Raw genomic sequence first — 24,351 nt, forward strand, 5'->3', positions numbered from 1 at the left:
GATGAAGCTTTCGATCGGCTAACGGGCCGTTACCGTCATCAGCTACTATATTCACTGATGCTGCTTGGAGGTGGTAAATTATTTTTCCTGCCTGCAAGGGTTTCAGCCATGCCCCTGCTCTCTGAAAGGTGAAAAAGTAACTGTTGTCCTCTTCGATGCATTTTGACAAATTATTTATATTGAACTGAGTAATAGTATAAAAAAGTCTGAGCGGAATTGCAAGTTTATTTTCTTATTTCCTTAATTTCATAACCAAAATCCGATGAAATGGCATAAGTAAAGTTTAGCGGCGACACGAGATTTATGCTGCAGACGGGACGCTTTAAGCCTTAATAAAAAACATTATATAACATCAATCCCGCCAGTTTTTACCGCCCAGTTTGAGCGGAGTGCTGACCATGCGAATTCTTTCCATGAGCCGGCCTGCTTTCATCGGTTCCTTTTCACCGCGCTGAGATGTGGTCAAATGATGTTCGAGCACATCGTAATCGAAATTGGATGTGAAGAAGACAGGCAATTTTTCGGCCATTCGATATTGCAAGATGGTACCGAGCACTTCATCTCTGGTCCAGCTTGACATCGTTTCAGCACCGATATCATCCAACATTAATATCGGAGCTTTTTTGACGAATTCCACTTTTTCATCCAATGTCTGGTTTTGGATAGATTGCTTCATTTCACGTAAAAACTCTGGGACGTATACAACAACTGTTTGAATTTTACGTGTTGCCAGTTCATTCGCCAAAGCGCCTAATATGAAGGACTTCCCAACTCCATAATCTCCATACAAATACAAACCGCGTTCAGGAATCTCACCTGTGGAGTCAATGGTGTTCAAAAAATTCTTCGCAGCCCGCATGATTTGGACACGGCTGTCTTCAGTTTTAAAATCGACATTTGACAGTCGAGCTTCCATCACATCTTTTGGCATATACATGCTATTGACCATTTTCGATACATTTCGACGTTCATCGTCAAGTTGCTTGGTCGGACAGACGACGTAGTCCAGGTCGATGAGACGCTGTGCGATTACCAGTTTGGGTTCGAATCCTTTCATGACATTGACGCAGCCTTCTAGGTTTGGACAGCGTTCACAAGCATGCGAGGCGGTTGAGAACTCATACAGTTTCCCTAAACTGCGATTCACTACTTCTGTATTGATTTCGTCTGAATGTTCACTGATGAATTGCTGGACAGCAATGTCTTCTAGCACTTCTTGCCGAAGTTCCTCGTATTTTGCAGCCAATGAAGGAGCATTGACCACCCGCTTCATAGCATCTCCGATTCGTTCCAATTATTTCACCTCTGTTTCTTGAATCCCCAGTTCCTTCATTAATTTCCGTCGTTCTTCCTCTACGTTAAAATCAGAAGGCGTTTCTGCTTTTTTCGATTTATTGGTACGTTTGGCAAACCATTCAGGCACTTTCTCTTCTCGAATTGGTTTTCGTGTACCTGTATTCGGCTGTTTTCCTTCTTTTAGCCACTTCATATATTTATCATGTTCTTTTCGTGCAAGCTCAAGCGCTGTCTTGACATCCTCTACTTTTTTACTTGCCCAATGAGAGGCAATGCGTTCTGCAAAGCCTTTCGTAATTTTCATATCGTTACGCAACATGATGTATTGGAACAACGCATTTACAACACCAATTGGAAACTCGTGAGTCAGAATAAGTTCTTCTGCTAAATTAATATCGACTGATAATGGTTCTTTGTCAGTAATCTGCCTTAGCATATCAATTGTAGAAATATTTTCTAAATAATAAACCAACTCTTCTTCCCGACTCAAGTCTTCTGGCATTGGCTCATCATTTACCGGTAAAGCGAATGCTTTCTTTAAACGAGGCGGCACTTTCGAGCGGTTCATCTTATAAAATTCAGCGGCGGCTTTTCGCGCCCGCTCCTCTGTAACTTGATGGTTTTCGTCCATTGCAATCATCACAACTTTTTGCATATCCAAAGGCGTCAATGTATATAAAAAAGAAAGTTTTGCTATCATTTCCTGGGAAATACTGCGAAGTGAAGACTTCGGAATCATTTGTTCAGACAGTCCGCTATAAAATAACTCGAAGTTGAAATCTGACATATAAAAAGGGATTCCAGGGGCAACTGTTTTCCCTTGAAACTCCAAGCCATATGTTAACTCCATAGCCTGATCCCCTCTTGCAGGCTGAAATACGTCTAAAAAAGTACGGGAAATGTCTTGATACATTTCTTCATTGATTGATTCTTGAAGAAACCGGCTGCGTAGTTGGCGATATGGCTGTTCACCTATTTTACTGAATAAAAAAGTGGATAATAACGGATCGTGAAAGAAAGAAGGCGCGTCTAGCGGCGGCAGTAACTCGTATAGAAAAGAGCGGTTCTCCATCTCATCTGTTTTTTTATAAGTCCGAAGCAATCCAATCGCCTCTAATGAAATTCTCGCTTCAAAAATTCTTTGAAGTGGGAATGATAAGATATTCATTAAATAGTAATGAGTATGCTCTTGGGCCTCCATATTTTCAGCATCCGTCCAAAGTGTCAAAAACAAACTGACAGCCTCTGAACCGATGAGTGGCTGATAAAACAAAGTGATCATCTGCCGGTCATAAAAGGAAAAAGGATGCGCTAGTTTTACTTGGAAGGAATCGACAGGCTGTAGTTCTGTATAAAGCATTATGACAATCTCCTCCTCCTCTGGTTAAACAATTTACTCTTGTTGGTCTTTCCTGCTTTGTAAATGCTGTAATTCATCTATGAACACGGTGATATCTTTGTATTGCCGATAAACAGAAGCAAAGCGGACGTATGCAACTTCGTCTACGTCAATCAACCGTTCCATCACCATTTCACCTACTTGATCGGAGTCTATTTCTACGATCCCTGCACTTCGCAGCTCTTTTTCAATCGAGATAACAATACCTTTCAATTTTTCTATAGGGACGGCTCGCTTTTCACAGGCACGAATTAAACCTCTAAGCAATTTTTCACTGCTGAACTCCTCGCGCGTTGCGTCTTTTTTGACGACAATGAGCGGGGTATGTTCTACTTTTTCAAAAGTCGTGAAACGATAACTACATTTTTCGCATTCACGTCTTCTACGAATTGAGCGATTTTCTTCTGCCGGACGCGAATCGATAACGCGTGTTCCATTGTAATGGCAAGCTGGACATAACATAGTCGGTTCCTCCGCATTTTTAATTGGTACCTTTCATTATAACAGAAACTGCCGGTACAACAACAGAAGGGTAATGAAAAACACTTCACCGATTATGGTGAAGTGTTCGCTCTGCCATTATAAAATTACTTTATTGTTCAAAGCAGCTGCTACTTTTTTAGTTAATTGGACTACGCGTGCTGAATAGCCCCACTCATTGTCATACCAAGCAAGTACTTTTATCTTACGATCCCCCATTACCATCGTGGAAAGACCGTCAATCGTTGCAGATTCTGTTGTCGTGTTGAAGTCGATAGAAACAAGCGGTTCCGTCGTGAAACGCATGATACCTTTCAATGGCCCATTTGCTGCTTTTAGAAATGCATTATTCACTTTCTCAACAGTCACATCTTTTTCTACGTCTACAACTAAGTCTACAAGTGATACGTTTGGTGTTGGAATACGTAATGCCAAGCCATGAATTTTCCCTTCAAGTTCAGGGAGGACTAAAGATAATGCTTTCGCTGCTCCAGTTGAAGTTGGGATAATTGACTCGCCGCAAGAACGAGCACGACGTAAATCTTTATGTGGATTATCCAAGTTTTTCTGGTCATTCGTGTAAGCATGTACCGTTGTCATTAAGCCATTCACAATACCAAACTCATCGTTCAATACTTTTGCTACTGGCGCCAAACAGTTGGTCGTACAGCTGGCATTCGAAATAACGCTGTGTTTTTCAACGTCCAGTTTATCATCATTAACACCAAGTACTACTGTGACATCTTCATTTTTACCAGGAGCCGTCAAGATTACTTTCTTTGCTCCGGATCCTAAGTGAAGTGCTGCTTTTTCACGTGAATTAAATACACCTGTTGATTCGATCACGATGTCAACACCGAGTTCTTTCCACGGCAGCTTTGATGGGTCGCGTTCAGATATGAGTTGTACACGTTTGCCGTCTACAATGATGGCATTTTCTTCAGTTTGAATGTCACCGTCAAACACACCGTGAGTGGAATCATATTTTAATAGGTGAGCAATCGTTTCTGCTGGATATGTCGCGTTTACGGCAACTAAATTAACATCTTCTTCCTTGATGATTTGACGGAATACCATCCGTCCAATACGGCCGAGTCCGTTAATTGCAATTGTAGTAGTCATGAAAGGGATCCTCCTGCATGTATGTTATACTTATTATCTTTTATCGTTAATTAGTATAACATATATTACGATTTAGCCAACACTATTAGATGTTTATTTTAAAAAATAAATTTTCTAAATATACGAAAGAAATACTACTTGCAAACATGAACTAACTACGGATATTATGCGGTACCGTCGGGTACTCCTTATAATGGCGTCGCTTGCCAGTCAGCTAGTATTTTTTCTAACTGTTTTTCAGTTTCTTCTATCGTGCCATTATTATGGATGACTGCGTCGGCACCTGATTCTTTGATATCCATGTCGAGCTGGGAGGCAATTCGTGCATCTGCCTCTTGTTCTGACAATTCATTACGTGCGATTAGACGCTGTTTTTGCAGTTCTTTAGTGACAGAGACGACTAGAATCTTTTCTACATAGGAATGCAATTTGCTTTCAAAAAGCAATGGGATGTCCATAATGACAGTTTGATAGCCTTGCTGCAGATATTGTTCCTTCTGGCTTACCATTTCCCCTCTAATTGCCGGGTGCATGAGTTCGTTTAACTGGACGCGTTTATTTTCATCATGAAAAATTAGTGCACCTAGTTCTTCGCGATTGAGTGATCCGTCTTTTTGAATAACATCACTGCCAAATGCATGTTGAATTTCATTCAAAAGAGGACTTCCTGGTTCAACTACTTGGCGGGCGATGACGTCTGCGTCGACAATAGGGTAACCTTTTTCACGCAGCATGTTGGCCACTGTGCTTTTACCGCTGGCGATACTACCTGTCAGTCCAATGATCACTTCTATCACTCCTCATTTTTGACAAGCAGGACAATAGACGGAAGTCCTTCCGGCAATCTGCTTGCTTTTCGTAGGCGTTTCGCACGTACTGCACACTTTCTTTCCGTACATATGCAAACGATTTTGCATTGTTCCCGCATTGCCGTTGACAGAACGATAATCCGAAATCGTGCTGCCCCCTGCATCTATGCTCTCTTGCAGCACGCGGACAATTTCATTGAACAGCAGAATTTTGCGTTTTCTGCTAATTCTTTCCGCGGCTCGCGCTGGATGAATATTCATATGAAACAATGCTTCTGTTGCATAAATATTGCCACAGCCTGAGATCACTTTGCCATCCATGATCACTTCTTTGATCGCTTTACTTTTATATTTTGTGAATTCCGCCATTTCGAGAAAATGATCTAGCGCTTCCTCTGAAAATGGCTCCGGTGCCATATCTAGGAGAGGCGGAAAATCTTCTTCTGATTGTAAAAGACGCATCTCTCCGAATCTGCGGATATCCGAATAAATAAGTAAACCGCCATCTTCCATCTCCAAAAAGATATGAGCATGTTTACGAAACTTCTCTTCTGCAATTCCATTTAAAGAGTCGACGACAAACCAAGCACCCGTCATCCCTAAATGGCTGACGAGTAGATACGACTGCTCTTGCTTCTTCAGATGAAAATAAATATATTTACTGCGCCGGACGATCTTCTGAATGTGCATAAGTTCCATATCTTGAAGAAAGTCCTCTACAGTTTTTCCTTTAATAATCGTTTCTTTACCAGCTAATTTTGAAGTTACGACCGTATCGGACACGGAAAGCCCTTTGATCGTCCGTCCTTCAACAAGCGGCGCGAGATCTCGCACCACTCCTTCTACTTCGGGTAGTTCCGGCATGTATATCCTCTCACTTCGTTTCGTACCAGGACTTGCCATGATTCCAATCGACTTTTAATGGAACATCAAGCTGAAGTGTTTGTTCCATGACTTCCGGTACGATTTCTTTTAGTCTTTCTAATTCTTCCACAGGGGCTTCAAAAATCAATTCATCATGTACTTGCAGCAGCATACGTGTTTGCAATTGTTCTTTTTCAAGTCGTGCGTCCATATCAATCATCGCTTTTTTAATGATATCCGCCGCAGTCCCTTGAATCGGTGTATTCATTGCAGTCCGTTCTGCAAAGCTGCGCAAATTAAAGTTAGAGCTCGTAATATCCGGCAAGTATCGGCGTCTATTAAGCAAAGTCGTCACATATCCCTTTTGCTTGGCATCGGCAATACTGTCATCCATATATTGTTTTACACCCGGGAAACTAGCCAAATACGTATCGATAAATTCCCCTGCCTCTTTACGCGTAATATTCAAGCTTTGCGACAATCCATAATCGCTTATGCCGTAGACAATTCCGAAATTGACAGCTTTGGCTGCACGGCGCATATTGCTGTCGACATCCTCTTCACTTACGCCGAATACATCCATCGCAGTTTTCGTATGAATATCCGCGCCTTGCTTGAAGGCCTCGATCAATTTCTCATCCTGCGAGATATGAGCTAATACACGTAACTCAATTTGTGAATAGTCTGCAGCAAACATAATCCATTCAGGTTCGGAAGGAATAAATGCTGCCCGTATTTTGCGGCCTTCTTCCAAACGAATCGGGATATTTTGCAAGTTCGGATTGATTGAGCTTAAGCGACCTGTCTGCGTCAGGGCTTGCTGGAAGCGCGTATGAATTTTTCCATCTTCGTGAATCTCTTTTGAAAGTCCATCAATATAAGTCGAATTCAACTTACCAAGCTGACGATACAGTAGGATATGCTGAATGATTTCATGCTCATTCTCTAGCTTCTCCAAAACATCGGCTGCTGTCGAGTAGCCTGTTTTCGTCTTCTTAATCGGTGTCAGGCCAATTTTCTCAAAAAGAATTACACCGAGTTGCTTTGGCGAATTAATATTGAATTTCTCTCCCGCCATTTCATAGATGTCCTTCTCAATCAATGCTAGGCGTTCGGACAATTGTTGACCAATTGTTTGGAGTACGTCCAAATCGGTCTTAACTCCAGTCACTTCCATCTTACCTAGAATTTTCGCTAATGGCAGTTCAAGCTCATGAAATAATTCTTGTTGCTCATTTTCTTCCAACTGCTTGGATACGACTGGGTACAGCTCCCACACAGCATGCGCTTTTCTTGCGACATGCTCTGCAAGTTGTTCTGCATCAGGAAGTGATCTTTTTGCACCTTTGCCAAAAACCGCTTCATCGCTTTTAACTCCGTGGTATCCGAATGAACGCGCAATCTCTGCTACTTCTCCTGTCGAAAAAGAAGGATTAACGATATATGCTGCCAGCATGAGATCAAAGTCCGTGCCGTTCAGCTCCATGCCAAGCCTCGCTATCGCCGCATAGGCTGACTTGGAATCAGAAGCATATTTCAATGTCGCATGGTCTTCCAGCCATTCTTTAAGCATAGCCGAAGATGCCGCTACATTAGTCGGAACGAAATAGGTATTGGTTTCATTCGACAGGCCAATCCCTAAAATAGACGCTGATAAATAATTGTCTCCATCGATTTCCACATGGATAGACATTGTATCCGTCAACATATCGGCAGTCACTTCATCGACAGTTTGAATTTCTATTTCTTCAAGGTGCTGCACTTCAACTGGCGCATCCAATTTTTCGAGAAGCGAATTAAATTGCAGCTCTTTGTAAAGCTGGATGACTTCCTCTTCATTTCGACCTGCGAAATCTAGATCTGCTAAAGATACTTCGATTGGCGCATGCACTTCGATCGTTGCCAATTCTTTACTCATGAACGCCTGCTCTTTATTCGTCACTAAGTTTTCTTTCATTTTTTTGGCGGTAATTTGATCGATTGATTGGTAAACATTCTCTACTGAACCATACTCTTTTAAAAGCTTTAGCGCAGTTTTCTCCCCAATTCCCGGAACACCTGGAATATTGTCGGACGCATCGCCCATCAAGCCTTTCATATCGATGATCTGCAATGGCTCAATGCCGTATTTTTCTTCAATATGCTGAGGAGTGTATTTTTCAAGATCCGTAATCCCTTTTCTCGTAATACACACCGTTGTCTGTTCGTTTGCCAGTTGGGTCAAGTCCTTGTCTCCAGAAATGATGACCACTTCTGCTTTCGCTTCACTACACTCCCTGCTCAATGTACCAATGATGTCATCCGCCTCATAAAGATCGAGTTCATATTGCTCGATGCCAAATGCCTCAATCAATTTACGGATATAGGGAAATTGTTCGGAAAGCTCGGGCGGCGTCTTTTGTCGGCCTCCTTTATATTCTGTAAAAGTGCTGTGCCGGAACGTTGTTTTACCCGCATCCCAGGCCACCAAGACATGTGTCGGCTTTTCATTGTCCAGAATCGTTTCGAGCATCATCGTGAAGCCATATACAGCATTCGTGTGGATCCCTTTATCATTCGTCAGTAAGGGTAAAGCAAAAAAAGCTCGATACGCCAAGCTGTTGCCGTCCAGTAAGACTATTTTCTTTTTCGTCAAAATCTATCCCACTCCTTTAAGTATCTTCACAATTAATCATCCAGCTGCAAGCGCCAGCCTCTCGGGACACTTCAGTCTTAAAGATAAAGGCAAAAAGCGCCTTTATTTTAAAGCTTCCAGTGCCTGTCGAGGCTAGACGGCGCTTTCCGCTTTTGAATTAAAAACACGTCATTTTCATTTAGTTTACCATTCAGCAACTGTAAATGAAAATGACGCACTTATTATTATTGTAAATATCCAGTTAATAGCTTCGCATATGGTGAATCGGATGGAAGGATGATTACCGTTTCGTCATTCACGACTTTCGAATAAGATTGAAGCGTTCGATAAAGCTTGTAGAATTCAGGATCTTTCGAGAAAGCTTGGTTATAGATTTTTGCAGCTTCTGCTTCCCCTTGTGCTGTCACAATGGCTGCTTCTTTTTTTGCTTTCGCCAACATTTCCTGTACTTCTCGATCCGTTTCTGCTTCGATTTTACGTTTTTCCGCGTCCCCTTCCGACAAATAGGATTGTGCGGTCGATTGACGTTCTGAAATCATGCGTGTGTATATGGATTGCTCGTTCTCTTCAGGTAAGTCGATGCGTTTCATTCGGACATCGACGACTTCGATTCCAAAGTTTCCTTCAGCTAGGAAGTCATTGACCTTCTCTGTAACGCGGTCGTTTAAACTTCCGCGTCCTGAGTTTTCGTCATTGACGACATCCACGTAATCCAGGCGCCCCATTTCATTTCGGACTACTGAATAAATGAATTCCTCCATCCGTGCTTCCGCGTTAACGATGTTCCGGGCGTTTGAAATCATCTTTGCAGGATCTGTGATGTGCCAGACTGCATAGTTGTCGATGATGATCCGCTTTTTATCCTTAGTAGTGATTTCTGCTTCCTGCACGTTATACGTCATTTGGTTTTTAGGCAAAGTCGAGACACTTTGAATAAATGGTATTTTCATATTAATACCCGGGTCTTTGACGATCCTGGTAATTTCACCGAACTGACGAACGACCCGGTATTCATTCTCTTTGACGATGAACAAATTGGAAAGCAGGATGACCAGCACAGCAAATGCGGCGGTCAGCATTACGATTAATTTCGTATAACGTTTGATATTGACTGTTTTTTTCGGTTTGATAACTTTTACTTTAGGATCAGTTGCCGGTCTTTTCTGATCGGTTTTATTTTTCTCATTTTCACTCATTTTCTTCATCGCTTCTTCTATTTTTTTGAAAGGATTTTGCTCGTTACTCATGATGCTTTCTCTCCTTTCTCAGCTTGCTGCTCCGACTCTTTAGTCTCTACAGGCGGGGCTTGCGGCAACTGTTGAATAGGCAAATACTTCATTGTTTCTCCGCTATCGTTCATGATATAAAGATTTGCTTTAGGTAAGACTTGTTCAAGCGTTTCGAGGATCAGACGCTCTCGCGTAATTGCTTTGCTTTTCGCATACTCGGTATATAGATCACTGAATACCGCTACATCCCCTCGTGCTTGTTCAATACGTGCGGTCTTCTTACCTTGTGCTTCGGATTTGATCGCGTCACGTTCACCGATCGCTTCTTTTGTTTTCTGGTTTTCATATTTCTTTGCTTCGTTAATTTTCGTATTCTTCGTTTCCCTTGCATCAGTCACGGCCGTAAATGCAGCACGTACTTCAGCATTTGGCAGTTCTACATCTTGCAGTTTTACGCCTTGAACGGCAATTCCAATGTCATAACTTTCCACCAGGTTCGTTAATAAATCGCGTGTTTTAGCCTCTATTTCTGCCTTTCCATCCGTTAATGCTGCATCGATAGTCGAACTGCCGATGACGGAGCGAATGGAAGCAGAAGCTGCATCCCGCAAAATTTCAATTGGCTCTTCAGCATTGAAAATATATTTTTTGGGATCGACAATTCGCCATTGAACGGTTAGATCGGTGAGTACTATGTATTCATCACCTGTAATCATTTTCGTTTCCTTATCGACAATCTCACCACTTTTGTCTTGTTTGTAGCCAAAGTGGATACTATACGTTTCTTTAGATAAAATTTCAGCCCGCTGAATCGGCCACGGTAGTTTGAAGTGCAAGCCAGACTCCACGACTGGTTCACCCGCTTGACCAAATGAAATCACGACGGCTTGTTCGGATTCGTCAACGGTATACCATGTCGTAAATACGATTAATAAAAGCAATAATCCGGTGATGACTAAGCCCAGTGTCACAAGGATTCGTTTTGTGCCCATAATTGTTCCTCCCTTTTCTCTGTATGTTTACTTTACGGAACAACCGGCAATTTAGTTTCAATGAAATAGAGAATTGTATATCATTGTTTAGATTCACTTACTGGAAGCTGTACTTTAAAGGTGGTGCCGATCCCTATTTCACTATCAACCGTAACAGATCCGTTATGTGCTTCTACTATGTGTTTGACAATTGCCAAACCAAGTCCCGTACCGCCCGATTCCCTGCTTCTCGCACGATCGATACGGTAGAAGCGCTCAAACAAGCGTGGCAGCTCAGAAGATGTGATGCCCATTCCTTCGTCACTGACATCAATATTGACAAAGTCAGATACTTCCTGAACCGATACAGTAATCGTAGTTTCCTCTCGTGAATAGGCAATAGCGTTATTCAGCAAATTGACCATCACTTGTACAAGACGGTCGTGATCCGCAGGGATTATTAATTGTTGCGGCATATTTAATACAACTTCCATATCTTTTTTCTGCAACTTGGTTTGAACAATTTGGATAGATTGCTTAATAACTTCAATCATATTTACAGGTTTACTCGTAATTTCAAAACTTCCGCGTTCCATACTCGACAAACGAAGTAAATCCTCAATTAGCAGTTGGAGCCGATTACTTTCTTTGTAGATGATTTCAAGAAATTCTTTTTTAAGCGCAGAGTCTTCAAGTTCCCCATCCAATAGCATCTCAGAAAATCCTTTAATTGATGTGACAGGGGTTTTCAATTCATGAGAGACATTTGCAACAAAATCTTTACGTATTTGTTCAAGGTGAATCAACTCCGTAATGTCATGCATGATGACAACGATCCCTAGCCAATTCCCATTTTCCCCAATAACTGGAGCGCCGTACACTTCCAAATGAACTATATCGCCTTCCAAACGAATTTTTGATTGGAATGAGCGAACTTCTTCCGTTAAAAAAATCGCTTCAATTTCCTTCTCAATATCTTCTGGTAATCCGATATCTTTATAAGTCTTCCCCATTAGATCTTCGCCAGTTCGATGAAATGTTTCTTCAAACACACGGTTTACAAGATTGACAGCGCCTTGCCGACCAAATACAAGAAGACTGCTGCCGATACTGCTGATCAATGTCTTAAGTCGTTCCTGTTCCATCGCACGCAGAATCGAATTCTCTTGCAGATTCCTGGCTATCTGATTGATTGTGATCGTCAACTGCTGATTCATATGACCATCCTCCACTTGAGCTCTCGCTAAGTAGTTACCTGAAGCCAGCTGATGAGCGATATCCGTAAAATGGTCGATGGGTTGAACGTATTGCTGGAGTAATTTTGCCATCACAAACATCATGACGATGAATACTAATACAAGTGTAAGTAAAAGAAAGACCCAATACGTTTGTTGAATGATTGGGTCGACATCTTCTGCGAATAAGTGAAAAAATTGACCTAGGATAATTCCAAGTACAATTAATAAGATGGATAAAATTATCGCAGACGCAGCGAGCAGGCTCGAATAATAGTTCTTCATTTAAATTTGCTCTCCGAATTTATAGCCTACCCCTCTCATCGTTTTGATGTAACGAGGCTTTCTTGTATTTTCTTCGATTTTATCGCGCAGATGGCTGACATGGACGTCCACGATTCTCGTATCGCCCGCAAAATCATAATTCCAGACAGCTTGAAGAAGCTGATCACGTGTGAGTACACGGTTGGTATGACGCATGAAATAGACGAGCAGCTCAAATTCCTTAGGTGTGAAATCTAATTGTTTTTTATCGAGATAGACTTCAAAACGCTCAGGATAGACGACTAATTGTCCTGCTTCTAGAATTTCTTCTTTTATTTTTTGGACCTTTTTTTCGCCGGTACGCCGAAGAACCGCCTTTACCCGAGCTGCCACTTCGCGTGGACTGAAAGGTTTTGTCATATAATCATCTGCCCCCATCTCAAGACCGATGATTTTGTCCATCTCTTCGCCTTTTGCGGTCAGCATTATGATCGGAGTTTCAATATCTTGCTTTCTCAGCATTCTGCACACTTCTATGCCCTCAATTTTAGGAAGCATCAAATCTAAAATAATCAAATCGGGCTCTTCATCTAAAACGAGTGATAGAGCTTGTTCACCGTCACTGGCCAAGATTGTGTGATAATTCGCTTGCTTAAGAGTAAATTCTAATAGTTTTTGAATCGATTGTTCATCTTCTACAATCAATACCTTCTGTTGTTTAGTTTCCATTAATAACTCCTTTTTTCGACAATTGTTCGGTGTTTGTTTTTTCAGGCGTCTTGACGACTACTTCCCCGCTCATGACACACTCTCCCTCGTCATCGATCGCATCTACTGAAATCGTTACTTGATTTGTTGCGAGCTCCAACTTAGTAATTTCCAAGAAAAACTCGACAATCGCATAGTGATATACCGGCTTTGGAAAATGTAGTTGTTGACGGATAATGTGCGCGCCTGGGCCAGGCAAGTGCTTTGAAACTGCAGCTGTCACGATACCCGTCAACATAATCGGCGGCACAATCGGCTGTCCATAAATGGTCTCAGCTGCATAGTCATGCTGAATATACAGCGGATTCGCATCATTTGTCAGCCCTAAATAGAGCATCAAGTCTTTATCCTCAATTTTCTCAGTAAGGCTTAGCCTCTCTCCAACTTCCAACTCGGCCATTTCTTTCCCAATCGTTATACGTTTACCTTTCAACAAAGAAATCCCCCCTAGTATACTTCCGGATTATCCAGTAAAGCGAACGAAGATCTATTCAATTAGTTAAAGTATAGCAATCTCTTTGCGAAAAATCGAGTTACATAAAAAAACGAGCAGCTTCATTCGCTGCTCGTTTCTTCAGACATTCATTATGCCAGAACATTCATTACCGCACGCACAGAGTCAGCTGATTTCTCAAGACCCGCTTTTTCATCGTCCGTTAATTCCAGTTCTATAATTTTTTCGATACCGCCTGCACCTAACACAGTCGGCACACCTAAGTATATACCGTCCATGCCATACTCTCCTTCAAGGAATGCAATAGATGGCAAGACACGTTTTTGATCTTTAAGGATTGCTTCTGTCATCTCCACTAATGAAGCGGCAGGTGCATAGTATGCAGAACCATTACCTAAAAGATTGACGATCTCAGCTCCACCTTTGCGCGTCCGATCTACGATTTCTTCCAGACGGCCTGCAGAAATCAAGTTTTCCAACGGTACACCACCTGCTGTTGAATAACGCACTAACGGAACCATATCATCCCCGTGACCGCCCAATACAAAACCAGTCACATCTTTTACGGAAAGATTTAATTCTTGTGCGACAAATGTACGGAAACGAGCAGTATCTAAAACTCCAGACTGACCGATTACGCGTTCTTTCGGAAAGCCAGATTCCCTATAAACGGTATACGTCATCGCATCAACTGGATTGGTTAACACTAGAATCGTCGTATTTGGTGAATATTTCACGATCTCAGCTGTTACTGATTTCATTACTTTTTGGTTGGTCTGAACTAAGTCGTCACGGCTCATTCCTGGTTTACGTGCAATACCTGCAGTGATGACAACGACATCTGAATCCTTTGTATCTTCATAATTAGAAGTCCCTATGATATTTGCGTCGAAACCTTGAACCGGACCAGCCTCCAACATGTCCAATGCTTTGCCCTTTGTTGGATTTTCCATCTGAGGAATATCCACAATTACGACATCACAAAGTTCTTTTTGAGCCAAAAGAAATGCAGTTGTTGCTCCGGTAAAACCAGATCCGATAACCGATACTTTTTTACGCTTCAATGACATGTAAAACTCCCCTTTTCAGAACAATTTTCTATCAATTACGCCTCGGTGTAATTGCGTCTAGATTTTGAATCGAGCAAGCTCGATTAACTCCTTTCAAAACCTGTGACATCCGCCGGAGGCTCCGTCTTTATTCAGCAGGCGTTTGAACACCGCTAAACAGTAAATATAAAGCTTTCATCCCGCCACCTATAGAGGTGAAAGTCTGTTGCTGAATGTAGATAAAGAGGGAGAATGAATTCCCCCTCTTAATTATTTCTTATAGATTTTTGATTAATTCATCAGCGAAACCAGATGTGCTGACTTCAGTTGCGTTGTCCATTAGACGTGCGAAATCATACGTCACGACTTTAGACGCAATTGTGCTTTCGATAGAAGCTGTGATTAAATTAGCTGCTTCATTCCAACCAAGGTGTTCTAGCATCATAACGCCTGAAAGAAGTACGGATGAAGGGTTAACTTTATCCAATCCAGCGTATTTAGGTGCAGTACCGTGAGTTGCTTCGAAGATTGCATGTCCAGTTACATAGTTGATGTTCGCTCCTGGAGCGATACCAATTCCGCCAACTTGTGCAGCTAGTGCATCTGAGATGTAGTCACCGTTCAAGTTCATTGTAGCAACTACGTCGAATTCTTTAGGACGAGTCAAGATTTGTTGCAAGAAGATATCTGCAATCGCATCTTTTACGATGATTTTACCAGCAGCTTCTGCGTCAGTTTGTGCTTTGTTCGCTGCTTCAGTGCCGTCAGCTTCTTTGATACGGTCATATTCTTTCCACGTGAATACTTTGTCGCCGAATTCTTCTTCAGCCACTTCATATCCCCAGCTTGCGAATGCGCCTTCTGTGAACTTCATGATGTTACCTTTGTGAACAAGTGTCAATGATTTACGGCCTTCATTGATCGTATAGTTCAACGCAGCACGGACAAGACGTTTCGTTCCTTCTTCAGAAATCGGCTTGATTCCAAGACCGGAAGTTTCAGGGAAACGGATCTTATCAACACCTAGCTCAGTTTGAAGGAAGTTAACTAATTTTTTCGCATCGTCAGAACCTTTTTGGTACTCGATCCCCGCGTAGATATCTTCTGTGTTCTCACGGAAAATAACCATGTCACAATCCTCAGGACGTTTCACGGGTGAAGGTACTCCTTCGAAATAACGAACTGGACGCAAGCAAGTGTAAAGATCAAGTTCTTGACGCAAAGCTACGTTCAATGAACGGAATCCTCCACCGATTGGTGTTGTAAGCGGTCCTTTAATCGCGATAAGATATTCGTCAATTGTGTCGAGAGTTTCTTTCGGAAGCCAATCACCAGTTTGATTAAATGCTTTTTCCCCTGCAAGAACTTCTAACCAATTAATCTTCTTTTTACCGTCATAAGCCTTCTCAACAGCCGCTTCAATTACGCGTGATGCTGCGTTCCAAATATCTGGACCCGTACCGTCGCCTATAATGAAAGGAATCGTTGCGTGATCTGGGACGTTTAAAACACCGTTAGTTACTGTAATCTTTCCATCATTAGCCATTATTGATATCCTCCTGAGTTCAAAATCAGTGGGCCGGTATACGAAATACCGCCCCACGAAATTTACTAGTTTTTATCGTTCATTGATTGGAACATATTTCTGCATGCCTGGTCCTACGTATTCTGCACGTGGGCGGATCAAGCGATTGTTTTCGTATTGCTCCAGGATATGTGCAATCCATCCTGAAAAACGAGAAACCGCAAAAATAGGTGTGAAAATATCATGATCGATGTCTAATGAATGATATACCGAAGCGGAGTAGAAATCAACATTTGGAGGCAAATTCTTTTCGCCTGTTACAATTGATTCGATTTTCTCAGACATGTTATACCATTTTTCTTCACCGCGAAGAGCAGTTAATTTCTTAGACATTTCACGTAAATGCTTCGCACGTGGATCACCTTTGCGGTAGACACGGTGACCGAAGCCCATGATTTTTTCCTTGTTTGCTAGCTTTTCACGAATATATGGCTCGACTTTTTCCTCATCGCCGATTTCCATTAGCATATTCATAACCGCTTCGTTAGCTCCGCCGTGTAGCGGCCCTTTAAGAGCGCCAATTGCAGCAGTTACACCAGAATACATATCAGAAAGAGTTGCGACACATACACGCGCTGTGAAAGTAGATGCGTTCAATTCATGATCTGCATGTAGTACAAGTGCTTTGTTGAATGCTTCTTCCGCGATATCAGCAGGCTCTTCCCCAGAAAGCATGTAAAGGAAGTTTGCCGCATAGCTAAGGCCCTTTTTAGGCGCTACTGGCTCTTGTCCTTTACGGATACGCGCGAAAGCAGTAACAACAGTTGCAACTTTTGCTTGAAGTTTAATCGCCTTTTTGTAATTTTCTTCAGGTGACATATCTTCAGCTTTATCATCGTATAATCCAAGAAGTGAGATTGCTGTGCGTAGTGCTGCCATCGGATGCACTTTGTCGATTGGATAAGTTTTAAAGTGGTCGATTACTCCTTGTGGTATTTCCGCATGCTCTTCTAGTTGCTGTTTTAACTCAGCAAGCTCGTCTGCACTTGGCAGGCGCTTATGCCAAAGGAGGTAAACTACTTCTTCAAAACTAGCGTTCTCTGCTAGATCGTCAATGCCATACCCTACATACGTAAGTGTGTCATCGATAATGGAGCTGATTTGAGTTTGTGCCGCAATGATACCTTCCAATCCTTTTGTTGCTGTCATGATATTCTCTCCTTCTTCCCAGTCTGGCCATCCCCCGGATGCGGAGTGCAGAATGACGGCCATCTGCTAATTATATTTTTATCTAAAACGCTTACAATGTCCATTATAAGCAACTTTTACAGTTTTGTGAATGGTAAAGATGTTTTTTGTTTATAATTATTCGAAAGGAGCGGGCAGAAATTATGATATCGATCGACTCTAAACGCCTACAAACGTACTCACGGCAATGGTTACCCGCTTTATTCATTGTCCTGTTTGTAGTGATCATCCCGCCTATTGGCTTCGCAATAATTTTAGCTTTTTTCACTGCCCCGCTTGTGAACTCTTTAATATCTTTAACTAAATTACCAGCTTTTTTAGCTACCTTAATCATTATGTTCATCCTTGCGCTTTTAATGTACGCATTTGTTTTCTTTTCGGTGAACGGCTTTATTTCAGTTCTTTGGACAGTTGAAGATCAGTTGGTCTTAGTCTTGGAGATGATTGACAGCAAAGGGCTGGATTTTCACGCAGTATCAGAGAGCTTTATACAGTCCAGTCATGAAGCAATGGAAGGAATTTTAAGTTTTTTCCAAAAGTTATTCCAACAATTGTTTAGCATCTTCATGTTCGTTATTGCTTATTTCTTTGCATTACGAGAAAGTGCGAAGAATCGCTTTTGGTTTTTAGTTTATTTCCCCAAAAAATTCCGCCCCGCTGCGACACGTATTTTTTCAAAAGCCAGCAGCCTGATGGGGCATTTCTTTTCTGTTCAAATCCGGCTTTTTTTCATTACCTTTTCACTCATGAGTATCGGTTTTTGGTTGCTCGGTTTCGACTCTTTTTTGACAAAAGCATTTTTAATTTCCATGGTCGACAGTATTCCTTTTTTAGGAATTGGATTAGTCTTTTTACCAATGATTGCATTTGCGTTTTACATAGATCACGTACAATTAGCAATCGGTTTGCTCATTCTATATATCGTTTTGCTCATCACAAGGCAGATGACTGAATCTTTTTTATGGGCTCATACTTTCAAATTAAAAACCGTTCATTCGTTTCTCATTACTGCATGTGCAGTCTATTTATTTGGCATTTACGGCATTATATTTTTACCATTCTTTTTATTTTTAGCTTTGAAAGTAAAAGAACATCCTACCTTCACATAACGCGAATTTGCCCATTTTTCATCTTATTGTAAATCCACTTCACAATAAATGGATATAAAATTTTACGCGGCCAGCTAAATAGCAATATAAATCCTAGGATGTCTGTCAAAAATCCAGGCATCAACAACAGTAGTCCGCCGAAAAATATACAAACACTATCTACCAAGGCTTTTCCAGGTGTTTCCCTATTCGCCAAGCGATATTGAAGATCTCGCCAAGCCCGAAAACCTTGTTTTTTCGCTAGATAGGCACCTCCGAACCCCGTCACAAGTATGATTAAGATTGTCGGAAGCACTCCTAGTGTTTTACCGGAAACTATCAATAAAGCCAACTCTGCAGTTGGAACAATGATGAACAGACCTACTAACCATTTCATATATTAACCTCCGAAAAGACCGCCTTCTCATAATGAGAACAGCGGTCTGAATGAATTACAATACTTTCGCGTGACCGTTGTAGATAACACCGCTCGCTGCATCCATTGTAATGTCGCTTCCATTTTTAATTATTGATGTTACATTTTCAACACCGACGATAACAGGAACACCTAGACTTAAACCAACTACTGCTGCATGACTCGTCAGCCCGCTAGTTTCTGTGATAATACCTGCACATCTCTCAAGCGCTGCATACATATCACGATCGGTTGATTTCGTCACGATGATGTCGCCTTCAGCTATTTGAGTCAGTGCTTCCCTTGCCGAATTGATGACTTTCGCTTTTCCAAACGCCACATTTTTACCGATACCTTGTCCGCGTGCGATTAAATCACCGATCACATGCAATTTCATTAGGTTAGTAGTACCTGCTTCTCCAACTGGAACACCTGCAGTGATGATGACCACATCCCCATGTGTGACGTATTGATGCTTGACACTTTCTTCAACAGATTCTTGGAGGATCCCATCAATATCCAACGCTTTTTTGCCGACGATAGGATATACCCCCCACACGAGTGTCAGTTTATTAGAAACAGATTCAGAACGTGTCACTGCGATAATCGGAACACCTGGGCGGTATTTCGCAATCATCTCAGCAGTTTGACCACTTTCTGTCGGTGCCAAAATTACTTTTACATTAAGATTTAGAGCTGTATAGGCAGCCGCTTGTCCAATCGCTTCTGTAAGGTTTCCTTCTTTTCCTCTTGTTCTGGAGGAAACAACCGAGTGGAAGTCCATGGAGTCTTCTGTAGAAACTGCAATCTTATCCATTATTTTAACAGACTCTACTGGATACATCCCTGCTGCCGTTTCGCCCGATAGCATGACCGCATCAGAGCCATCCAAGATGGCATTCGCCACGTCGCTTGCTTCCGCTCTCGTTGGGCGTGGATTTCTCTGCATGGAATCAAGCATTTGAGTCGCCGTAATAACCGGCTTTCCATACTGGTTACATTTCTTAATCATCATCTTCTGAACCAAAGGAACTTCTTCAGCCGGTATTTCGACGCCTAAGTCTCCGCGAGCTACCATTAATCCATCTGATAATTGAAGTATTGCATCCAAATTGTCGACGCCTTCTTGATTTTCGATCTTCGGCACAATATGGATCTGTCCGCCATTATTGTTTTCAAGCAATTCGCGAATCTCTATCACATCTGCTGCGCGTCGAACAAAGGAAGCTGCAATGAAATCGACTCCTTGCTCAATACCAAACAGAATATCTTCTTTGTCTTTATCCGTAATCCCCGGAAGCTGTACAGAAACATTTGGTACGTTAACACCTTTATTGTTTTTCAATGGACCTGCGTTGATCACTTTAGTATGAATCAACCCTTTGTCATTATCTTTGCCGGTAACTTCCAGCTCAATCAGTCCATCATCCAAAAGTACGAATGAACCGCGATCTACATCATTGATCAGCTCTTTATACGTGACTGAAAAAACTTCTTCAGTCCCAAGCACTTCCTCCATCGAAATATCGATTGCTTGTCCTCTGACTAGCTCGATTTGGTCGTCCTTCATTTTATGTGTTCTGATTTCAGGGCCCTTCGTATCCAGTAAAATCCCGACGACTTTTCCTCTTTCTTTAGCCGCCTTACGAATTCTTTCGATACGTACTTTATGTTCTTCTTGGGTGCCATGGGAGAAGTTCAGACGTGCCACGTTCATCCCTGCGTCAATCAGCTTATTCAGTGATTCATACGATTCACTTGCTGGACCGATTGTACACACAATTTTTGTCTTCCTCACTAACTATCGCTCCTCTGTGTCATGTAGACTCTGGTGATAACAATTAAATGGATAAAGTTTCAGCTAAATCCAATAATGAAAGATCTAACTTTTCTCGCTTCGTAAAGACTTCCTCTAAATTATAGTCTACCACTTTATGATTTCTCATACCAATGGCAGCACTTCTTTTTCCTTCCATCAGAGCTTCAACCGCACGTGCGCCATATTGGCTGGCAATGACGCGGTCTCTTGCAGACGGTGAACCACCCCGCTGAATATGCCCCAAAACAGAAACACGCGTATCGACATTAGCTTCTTTTTTTAGAACCTCCGCCAATTCATTTGCAGGCATCATCCCTTCAGCCAAAACGATAATACTGTGTTTTTTTCCACGATCAGCACTTTTCTTTATACGGTTGACGACTGATGTCACGTCAAACTCCTTTTCAGGAAGTAAAATGGACTCCGCTCCGCCGCCAAGGCCGGCCCATAACGCCAGGTCACCTGCATCCCGCCCCATGACCTCTATGATAAATGAACGTTCATGTGAGGTGGCAGTGTCTCGGATTTTATCAATCGCTTCAATTACCGTGTTGAGCGCAGTATCAAAACCGATCGTAAACTCTGTGCCGTTGATGTCATTGTCAATCGTAGCCGGCACACAAGCACACGGTATATTCAGCTTGACGAGTTCATTAGCTCCGCGGAAAGAACCGTCACCGCCGATGATCACGATACCTTCTATACCGTGAAGCTTAATCTGTCGCACTGCTTTTTGGCGGCCTTCTTCTGTCATGAATTCAGGACATCTGGCAGAACGTAATACAGTTCCGCCCCTTTGAATGATATCGCCTACCGACCCAAGTTGGAACTGTTCAATTTTCCCATCAATCAATCCTTGATAACCATTGAATACACCTGCGACTTCCAACCCTTCAAATATCGCCTTCCGGACAACCGAACGAATCGCCGCATTCATTCCAGGCGCGTCGCCTCCGCTCGTCAACACTGCAATTTTCCTCATTCTCCACACTCCTTTCACATCAAATTAGTATGTAAGGATGAAAAGATGCGGTTATTCCGCACCTTTCATTCAGAAAACACGCCGATATTACGGAATTTCTCATAGCGTGCATCGATTAACGCTTCCGATGACAACTCGCACAGCGTTTTCAGTGATCTGCGCAATACATCGCGAATCTCGATCGCTTGCTGATTTGCATCTCGATGGGCGCCGCCTAGAACTTCAGGAATGATTTCATCAATGATGTTCATTTCTTTAAGATCTGGAGCCGTTATTTTCATCGCTTCCGCTGCCTGCTTCGCAAGTTTTGGATCTTTCCATAGAATCGAAGCGGCCCCTTCTGGTGAAATGACAGAGTACGTAGAGTTCTCAAGCATATGGATATGATTGGCCACGCCTAATGCCAGCGCCCCGCCACTTCCGCCTTCACCGATGACAATCGAAATTACAGGCACTGTCAATCCTGCCATTTCCACCAAGTTCCGTGCAATTGCTTCACTTTGGCCACGCTCTTCAGCGGCTTTCCCGGGGTAAGCTCCTTTTGTGTCAATGAAGCATATAATTGGGCGATTGAATTTTTCGGCTTGCTTCATTAAACGAAGCGCTTTGCGATATCCTTCCGGGTGAGGCATGCCGAAGTTTCTTCTGACATTCTCTTTCGTATCCTTCCCTCGCTGATGGCCAATGACTGTGATCGGCATTTGGTCAAATGATGCAATGCCTCCTACAATCGCTTCGTCATCACCGAAGTTCCGATCGCCATGAAGCTCTATAAAGTCTTCGAAAAGATACTGGATATAGTCAGTAGTTGTCGGTCTCATAGGGTGTCGAGCGACTTGTACACGATCCCACGGCTCCATATTCTCATAAATATCTTTTTCCAATTTCGCCAAACGGCTTTTCAAATTCACGATTTCCGTTGAAAGGTCAACATCATTTACTGTCGTATACTCTTCTAATTCACTAATTTTTTCACGCAGTTTCACGATGGGTTCTTCAAAAGCTAATGTTTTACTCATGCACGATCCGTCTCCTTCCCTGCGTGAAGCTTAATAATTCTATCCATTACATCCACCATATCGCATCGATGAACGACAGCATCAACTTGTCCGTGACTAAGTAAGAACTCTGCCGTTTGGAAGTCTTCCGGCAATTTCTCCCTGACTGTCTGTTCAATGACACGACGTCCAGCAAAACCGATAAGTGCCTTTGGTTCCGCCAGATTGATATCTCCAACAGAAGCAAAGCTTGCTGAGACTCCGCCTGTTGTCGGATAGGTCATAATCGATACAAAAAGCAAGCCCTTGTTGGCATGACGTTTAAGAGCAACACTTACTTTCGCCATTTGCATCAAACTAAGGACTCCTTCTTGCATCCTCGCCCCACCGCTAGCGGAAAAGATCAACATTGGAATTCCTAGTTGCGTTGCTTTTTCTACAGTTCTTGTGATTTTCTCGCCTACGACAGAACCCATTGAACCCATTCTGAAATGCGCATCCATAATAGCAACCGCAACTTGCTTACCTTGAATAGTGCCGACTCCTGTTAACACTGCTTCATTTAACCCTGTCGCTTCTGAATCTGCCTGGACTTTCTCCGTATAGGAAGGAAAATCTAGAGGGTTTTCTGTTTTCAGGTGATCATCCATTGATTCAAAGCTCTCAGCATCCAATAAATGCTCGATTCTTTCCTGTGCAGTCATCTTGTAATGATGTTGACATTCCGGGCAAACTTTGGCGTTTTTCATCAGGTCTTTTGTCAATATTACAAACTTACATTCAGGACATTTAGTCATGATGCCTTCTGGTACGTCATTTTTGCTTTTCATTGATGGAATCGTGTGGTTTTTTTCTTTTGACTTCTTTTTAAATAACTCTCGGATACTCATTCCATTTCCCTTCTTTCTCCCTCGACTCGGTTCATCCATTGTGCATAATAGGCTATGGCCTGCTGTGTATTGCCTGCCATCATTTCTTCTAACAGAGCGCCCACTACCTCTATTTCTTCTGGGGCAATGATCGCCACATCAAAAGAGACTCCGCTATATTGTTTCAATAAAAACCAAATTTTTAAGGAAAGTCGATTTTCCGTCGCGATAATCGTTTCACGTATCACGTCTTCTCTTAAGAAAACAGCTTCTTCTTCATTTAATTTAACTTGCATGCCCTTCCAAACAGGCAATGCGCGCAGTTCCTCATTTTCAGTTACAGTGGTGATGGCTGCACGTTCGTGAATCATTCGAGTTTCCACAACGTCTTGGACAGATCGAGCTTGTTGCATGATAAACGTGGAGAGGACCTCAACCAATTGGTGTTTTTTAAAATCAGATAAAAAAGTTCCTTCTCCGCGTCTCGTTTCAATCAAGCCAAGCAATTCCATACTGCGCAACGCTTCTCGGACTGCTGTCCTGCTAACCTGCAACTGCTCGGCAAGATGTCGCTCAGAGGGCAATTTATCGCCATATTGGATACCTTGCTCTTTGATCAGCGATTGCAGCTCTCCGATAATATCCAAAAATCTCTTGGATGACGATTGTGAATTTTGCATAAAAGAACTCCTTTTTCGTTCTGCCGGCAAAGTGGTCAGACCACCTTGCTTACTAGCATACAAAAAAGATTCCTCTCCGTAAAGCATAAATGGGAAAGTTTCGATAGTTTTTTTCCGTCAAATTTCGCGCTGACTGAACGCTCGCTTTGTAA

22 protein-coding genes and 1 other annotated feature (1 of these 23 only partly in view) are annotated in these 24,351 nt (G+C 42.3%); of the genes, 1 reads left to right on the forward strand and 21 read right to left on the reverse strand.

Going from position 1 to position 24,351, the window contains the following annotated elements:
• Positions 1–165 (reverse strand) — a binding site (T-box leader) (it extends 62 nt beyond the left edge of the window).
• 187 nt (positions 166–352) lie between these two features.
• The 15 genes from dnaI to citZ form a co-directional block, all read right to left on the reverse strand.
• On the reverse strand, positions 353–1,294 hold the full coding sequence (gene dnaI, locus B5D59_RS03615; protein ID WP_009497648.1) for a primosomal protein DnaI: 942 nt from the start codon (positions 1,292–1,294) through the stop codon (positions 353–355).
• Positions 1,295–2,656, reverse strand: coding sequence for a replication initiation and membrane attachment family protein (locus B5D59_RS03620; protein WP_078816868.1), 1,362 nt, complete (start codon positions 2,654–2,656; stop codon positions 1,295–1,297).
• Between the two features lie 33 nt (positions 2,657–2,689).
• Positions 2,690–3,157, reverse strand: a complete 468-nt coding sequence (gene nrdR / locus B5D59_RS03625; RefSeq protein WP_009497650.1) for a transcriptional regulator NrdR — start codon at positions 3,155–3,157, stop codon at positions 2,690–2,692.
• Between the two features lie 117 nt (positions 3,158–3,274).
• On the reverse strand, positions 3,275–4,297 hold the full coding sequence (locus tag B5D59_RS03630) for a glyceraldehyde-3-phosphate dehydrogenase (RefSeq protein ID WP_078816869.1): 1,023 nt from the start codon (positions 4,295–4,297) through the stop codon (positions 3,275–3,277).
• Between the two features lie 188 nt (positions 4,298–4,485).
• Entirely contained in the window at positions 4,486–5,085 is a 600-nt protein-coding gene (coaE, locus tag B5D59_RS03635) for a dephospho-CoA kinase (protein WP_078816870.1), read from the reverse strand.
• A gap of 12 nt (positions 5,086–5,097) precedes the next feature.
• Positions 5,098–5,970, reverse strand: a complete 873-nt coding sequence (gene mutM / locus B5D59_RS03640; RefSeq protein ID WP_078816871.1) for a bifunctional DNA-formamidopyrimidine glycosylase/DNA-(apurinic or apyrimidinic site) lyase — start codon at positions 5,968–5,970, stop codon at positions 5,098–5,100.
• Between the two features lie 10 nt (positions 5,971–5,980).
• Positions 5,981–8,605, reverse strand: a complete 2,625-nt coding sequence (polA, locus tag B5D59_RS03645; RefSeq protein ID WP_078816872.1) for a DNA polymerase I — start codon at positions 8,603–8,605, stop codon at positions 5,981–5,983.
• Positions 8,606–8,829: 224 nt separating this feature from the next.
• Positions 8,830–9,852, reverse strand: a complete 1,023-nt coding sequence (gene hflC / locus B5D59_RS03650; protein WP_009497655.1) for a protease modulator HflC — start codon at positions 9,850–9,852, stop codon at positions 8,830–8,832.
• Positions 9,849–10,826, reverse strand: coding sequence for an FtsH protease activity modulator HflK (gene hflK, locus B5D59_RS03655; RefSeq protein WP_078816873.1), 978 nt, complete (start codon positions 10,824–10,826; stop codon positions 9,849–9,851). Before hflK ends, hflC begins: the two co-directional genes overlap by 4 nt.
• An 80-nt stretch (positions 10,827–10,906) precedes the next feature.
• Positions 10,907–12,325, reverse strand: a complete 1,419-nt coding sequence (pnpS, locus tag B5D59_RS03660) for a two-component system histidine kinase PnpS (RefSeq protein ID WP_078816874.1) — start codon at positions 12,323–12,325, stop codon at positions 10,907–10,909.
• A complete protein-coding gene (locus tag B5D59_RS03665) occupies positions 12,326–13,033 on the reverse strand; it encodes a response regulator transcription factor (protein ID WP_078816875.1) in 708 nt (235 codons plus the stop codon).
• Positions 13,023–13,508 carry a MaoC/PaaZ C-terminal domain-containing protein gene (locus tag B5D59_RS03670; RefSeq protein ID WP_009497659.1) on the reverse strand — a complete coding sequence of 162 codons (486 nt, stop codon included), beginning with the start codon at positions 13,506–13,508 and terminating at the stop codon, positions 13,023–13,025. Before B5D59_RS03670 ends, B5D59_RS03665 begins: the two co-directional genes overlap by 11 nt.
• Positions 13,509–13,657: 149 nt before the next feature.
• On the reverse strand, positions 13,658–14,596 hold the full coding sequence (gene mdh / locus B5D59_RS03675) for a malate dehydrogenase (protein WP_009497660.1): 939 nt from the start codon (positions 14,594–14,596) through the stop codon (positions 13,658–13,660).
• A 256-nt stretch (positions 14,597–14,852) separates the two neighbouring features.
• Positions 14,853–16,121 (reverse strand): NADP-dependent isocitrate dehydrogenase, encoded by a 1,269-nt coding sequence (gene icd, locus B5D59_RS03680; protein ID WP_078816876.1) that lies wholly within the window; start codon positions 16,119–16,121, stop codon positions 14,853–14,855.
• Positions 16,122–16,193: 72 nt separating this feature from the next.
• Positions 16,194–17,309, reverse strand: a complete 1,116-nt coding sequence (citZ, locus tag B5D59_RS03685; RefSeq protein WP_040759263.1) for a citrate synthase — start codon at positions 17,307–17,309, stop codon at positions 16,194–16,196.
• 182 nt (positions 17,310–17,491) lie between these two features.
• On the opposite strand from citZ, the gene B5D59_RS03690 reads away from it, so the two are divergent.
• On the forward strand, positions 17,492–18,457 hold the full coding sequence (locus tag B5D59_RS03690) for an AI-2E family transporter (protein ID WP_078816877.1): 966 nt from the start codon (positions 17,492–17,494) through the stop codon (positions 18,455–18,457).
• Here the strand turns inward: B5D59_RS03690 and B5D59_RS03695 are convergent.
• From B5D59_RS03695 to B5D59_RS03720, 6 genes are all read right to left on the reverse strand, one after another.
• Entirely contained in the window at positions 18,450–18,833 is a 384-nt protein-coding gene (locus B5D59_RS03695) for an FxsA family protein (RefSeq protein ID WP_078816878.1), read from the reverse strand. The genes B5D59_RS03690 and B5D59_RS03695 overlap by 8 nt on opposite strands.
• 55 nt (positions 18,834–18,888) lie before the next feature.
• Entirely contained in the window at positions 18,889–20,649 is a 1,761-nt protein-coding gene (gene pyk, locus B5D59_RS03700) for a pyruvate kinase (RefSeq protein ID WP_009497665.1), read from the reverse strand.
• Positions 20,650–20,692: 43 nt separating this feature from the next.
• Positions 20,693–21,652: a 6-phosphofructokinase gene (pfkA, locus tag B5D59_RS03705; protein ID WP_009497666.1), complete on the reverse strand. Its 960-nt coding sequence runs from the start codon at positions 21,650–21,652 to the stop codon at positions 20,693–20,695.
• Between the two features lie 65 nt (positions 21,653–21,717).
• On the reverse strand, positions 21,718–22,671 hold the full coding sequence (accA, locus tag B5D59_RS03710; protein ID WP_078816879.1) for an acetyl-CoA carboxylase carboxyl transferase subunit alpha: 954 nt from the start codon (positions 22,669–22,671) through the stop codon (positions 21,718–21,720).
• Positions 22,668–23,540, reverse strand: coding sequence for an acetyl-CoA carboxylase, carboxyltransferase subunit beta (gene accD, locus B5D59_RS03715; RefSeq protein WP_078816880.1), 873 nt, complete (start codon positions 23,538–23,540; stop codon positions 22,668–22,670). Before accD ends, accA begins: the two co-directional genes overlap by 4 nt.
• Positions 23,537–24,199, reverse strand: a complete 663-nt coding sequence (locus tag B5D59_RS03720; RefSeq protein ID WP_040759265.1) for a FadR/GntR family transcriptional regulator — start codon at positions 24,197–24,199, stop codon at positions 23,537–23,539. Before B5D59_RS03720 ends, accD begins: the two co-directional genes overlap by 4 nt.
• Positions 24,200–24,351: the final 152 nt, after the last annotated feature.

The organism is Sporosarcina newyorkensis (assembly GCF_900167515.1).
GTDB classification, from domain to species: Bacteria; Bacillota; Bacilli; order Bacillales_A; family Planococcaceae; genus Sporosarcina; species Sporosarcina newyorkensis.

Coding starts and splice junctions, on each gene's coding strand:
- B5D59_RS03620 (WP_078816868.1), bottom strand. CDS start 2,656: ATGCTTTATACAGAACTACAGCCTGTCGATTCCTTCCAAGTAAAACTA.
- nrdR (WP_009497650.1), bottom strand. CDS start 3,157: ATGTTATGTCCAGCTTGCCATTACAATGGAACACGCGTTATCGATTCG.
- B5D59_RS03630 (WP_078816869.1), bottom strand. CDS start 4,297: ATGACTACTACAATTGCAATTAACGGACTCGGCCGTATTGGACGGATG.
- mutM (WP_078816871.1), bottom strand. CDS start 5,970: ATGCCGGAACTACCCGAAGTAGAAGGAGTGGTGCGAGATCTCGCGCCG.
- hflC (WP_009497655.1), bottom strand. CDS start 9,852: ATGAGTAACGAGCAAAATCCTTTCAAAAAAATAGAAGAAGCGATGAAG.
- hflK (WP_078816873.1), bottom strand. CDS start 10,826: ATGGGCACAAAACGAATCCTTGTGACACTGGGCTTAGTCATCACCGGA.
- pnpS (WP_078816874.1), bottom strand. CDS start 12,325: ATGAAGAACTATTATTCGAGCCTGCTCGCTGCGTCTGCGATAATTTTA.
- B5D59_RS03665 (WP_078816875.1), bottom strand. CDS start 13,033: ATGGAAACTAAACAACAGAAGGTATTGATTGTAGAAGATGAACAATCG.
- mdh (WP_009497660.1), bottom strand. CDS start 14,596: ATGTCATTGAAGCGTAAAAAAGTATCGGTTATCGGATCTGGTTTTACC.
- icd (WP_078816876.1), bottom strand. CDS start 16,121: ATGGCTAATGATGGAAAGATTACAGTAACTAACGGTGTTTTAAACGTC.
- citZ (WP_040759263.1), bottom strand. CDS start 17,309: ATGACAGCAACAAAAGGATTGGAAGGTATCATTGCGGCACAAACTCAA.
- B5D59_RS03690 (WP_078816877.1), top strand. CDS start 17,492: ATGATATCGATCGACTCTAAACGCCTACAAACGTACTCACGGCAATGG.
- B5D59_RS03695 (WP_078816878.1), bottom strand. CDS start 18,833: ATGAAATGGTTAGTAGGTCTGTTCATCATTGTTCCAACTGCAGAGTTG.
- pfkA (WP_009497666.1), bottom strand. CDS start 21,652: ATGAGGAAAATTGCAGTGTTGACGAGCGGAGGCGACGCGCCTGGAATG.
- accA (WP_078816879.1), bottom strand. CDS start 22,671: ATGAGTAAAACATTAGCTTTTGAAGAACCCATCGTGAAACTGCGTGAA.
- accD (WP_078816880.1), bottom strand. CDS start 23,540: ATGAGTATCCGAGAGTTATTTAAAAAGAAGTCAAAAGAAAAAAACCAC.
- B5D59_RS03720 (WP_040759265.1), bottom strand. CDS start 24,199: ATGCAAAATTCACAATCGTCATCCAAGAGATTTTTGGATATTATCGGA.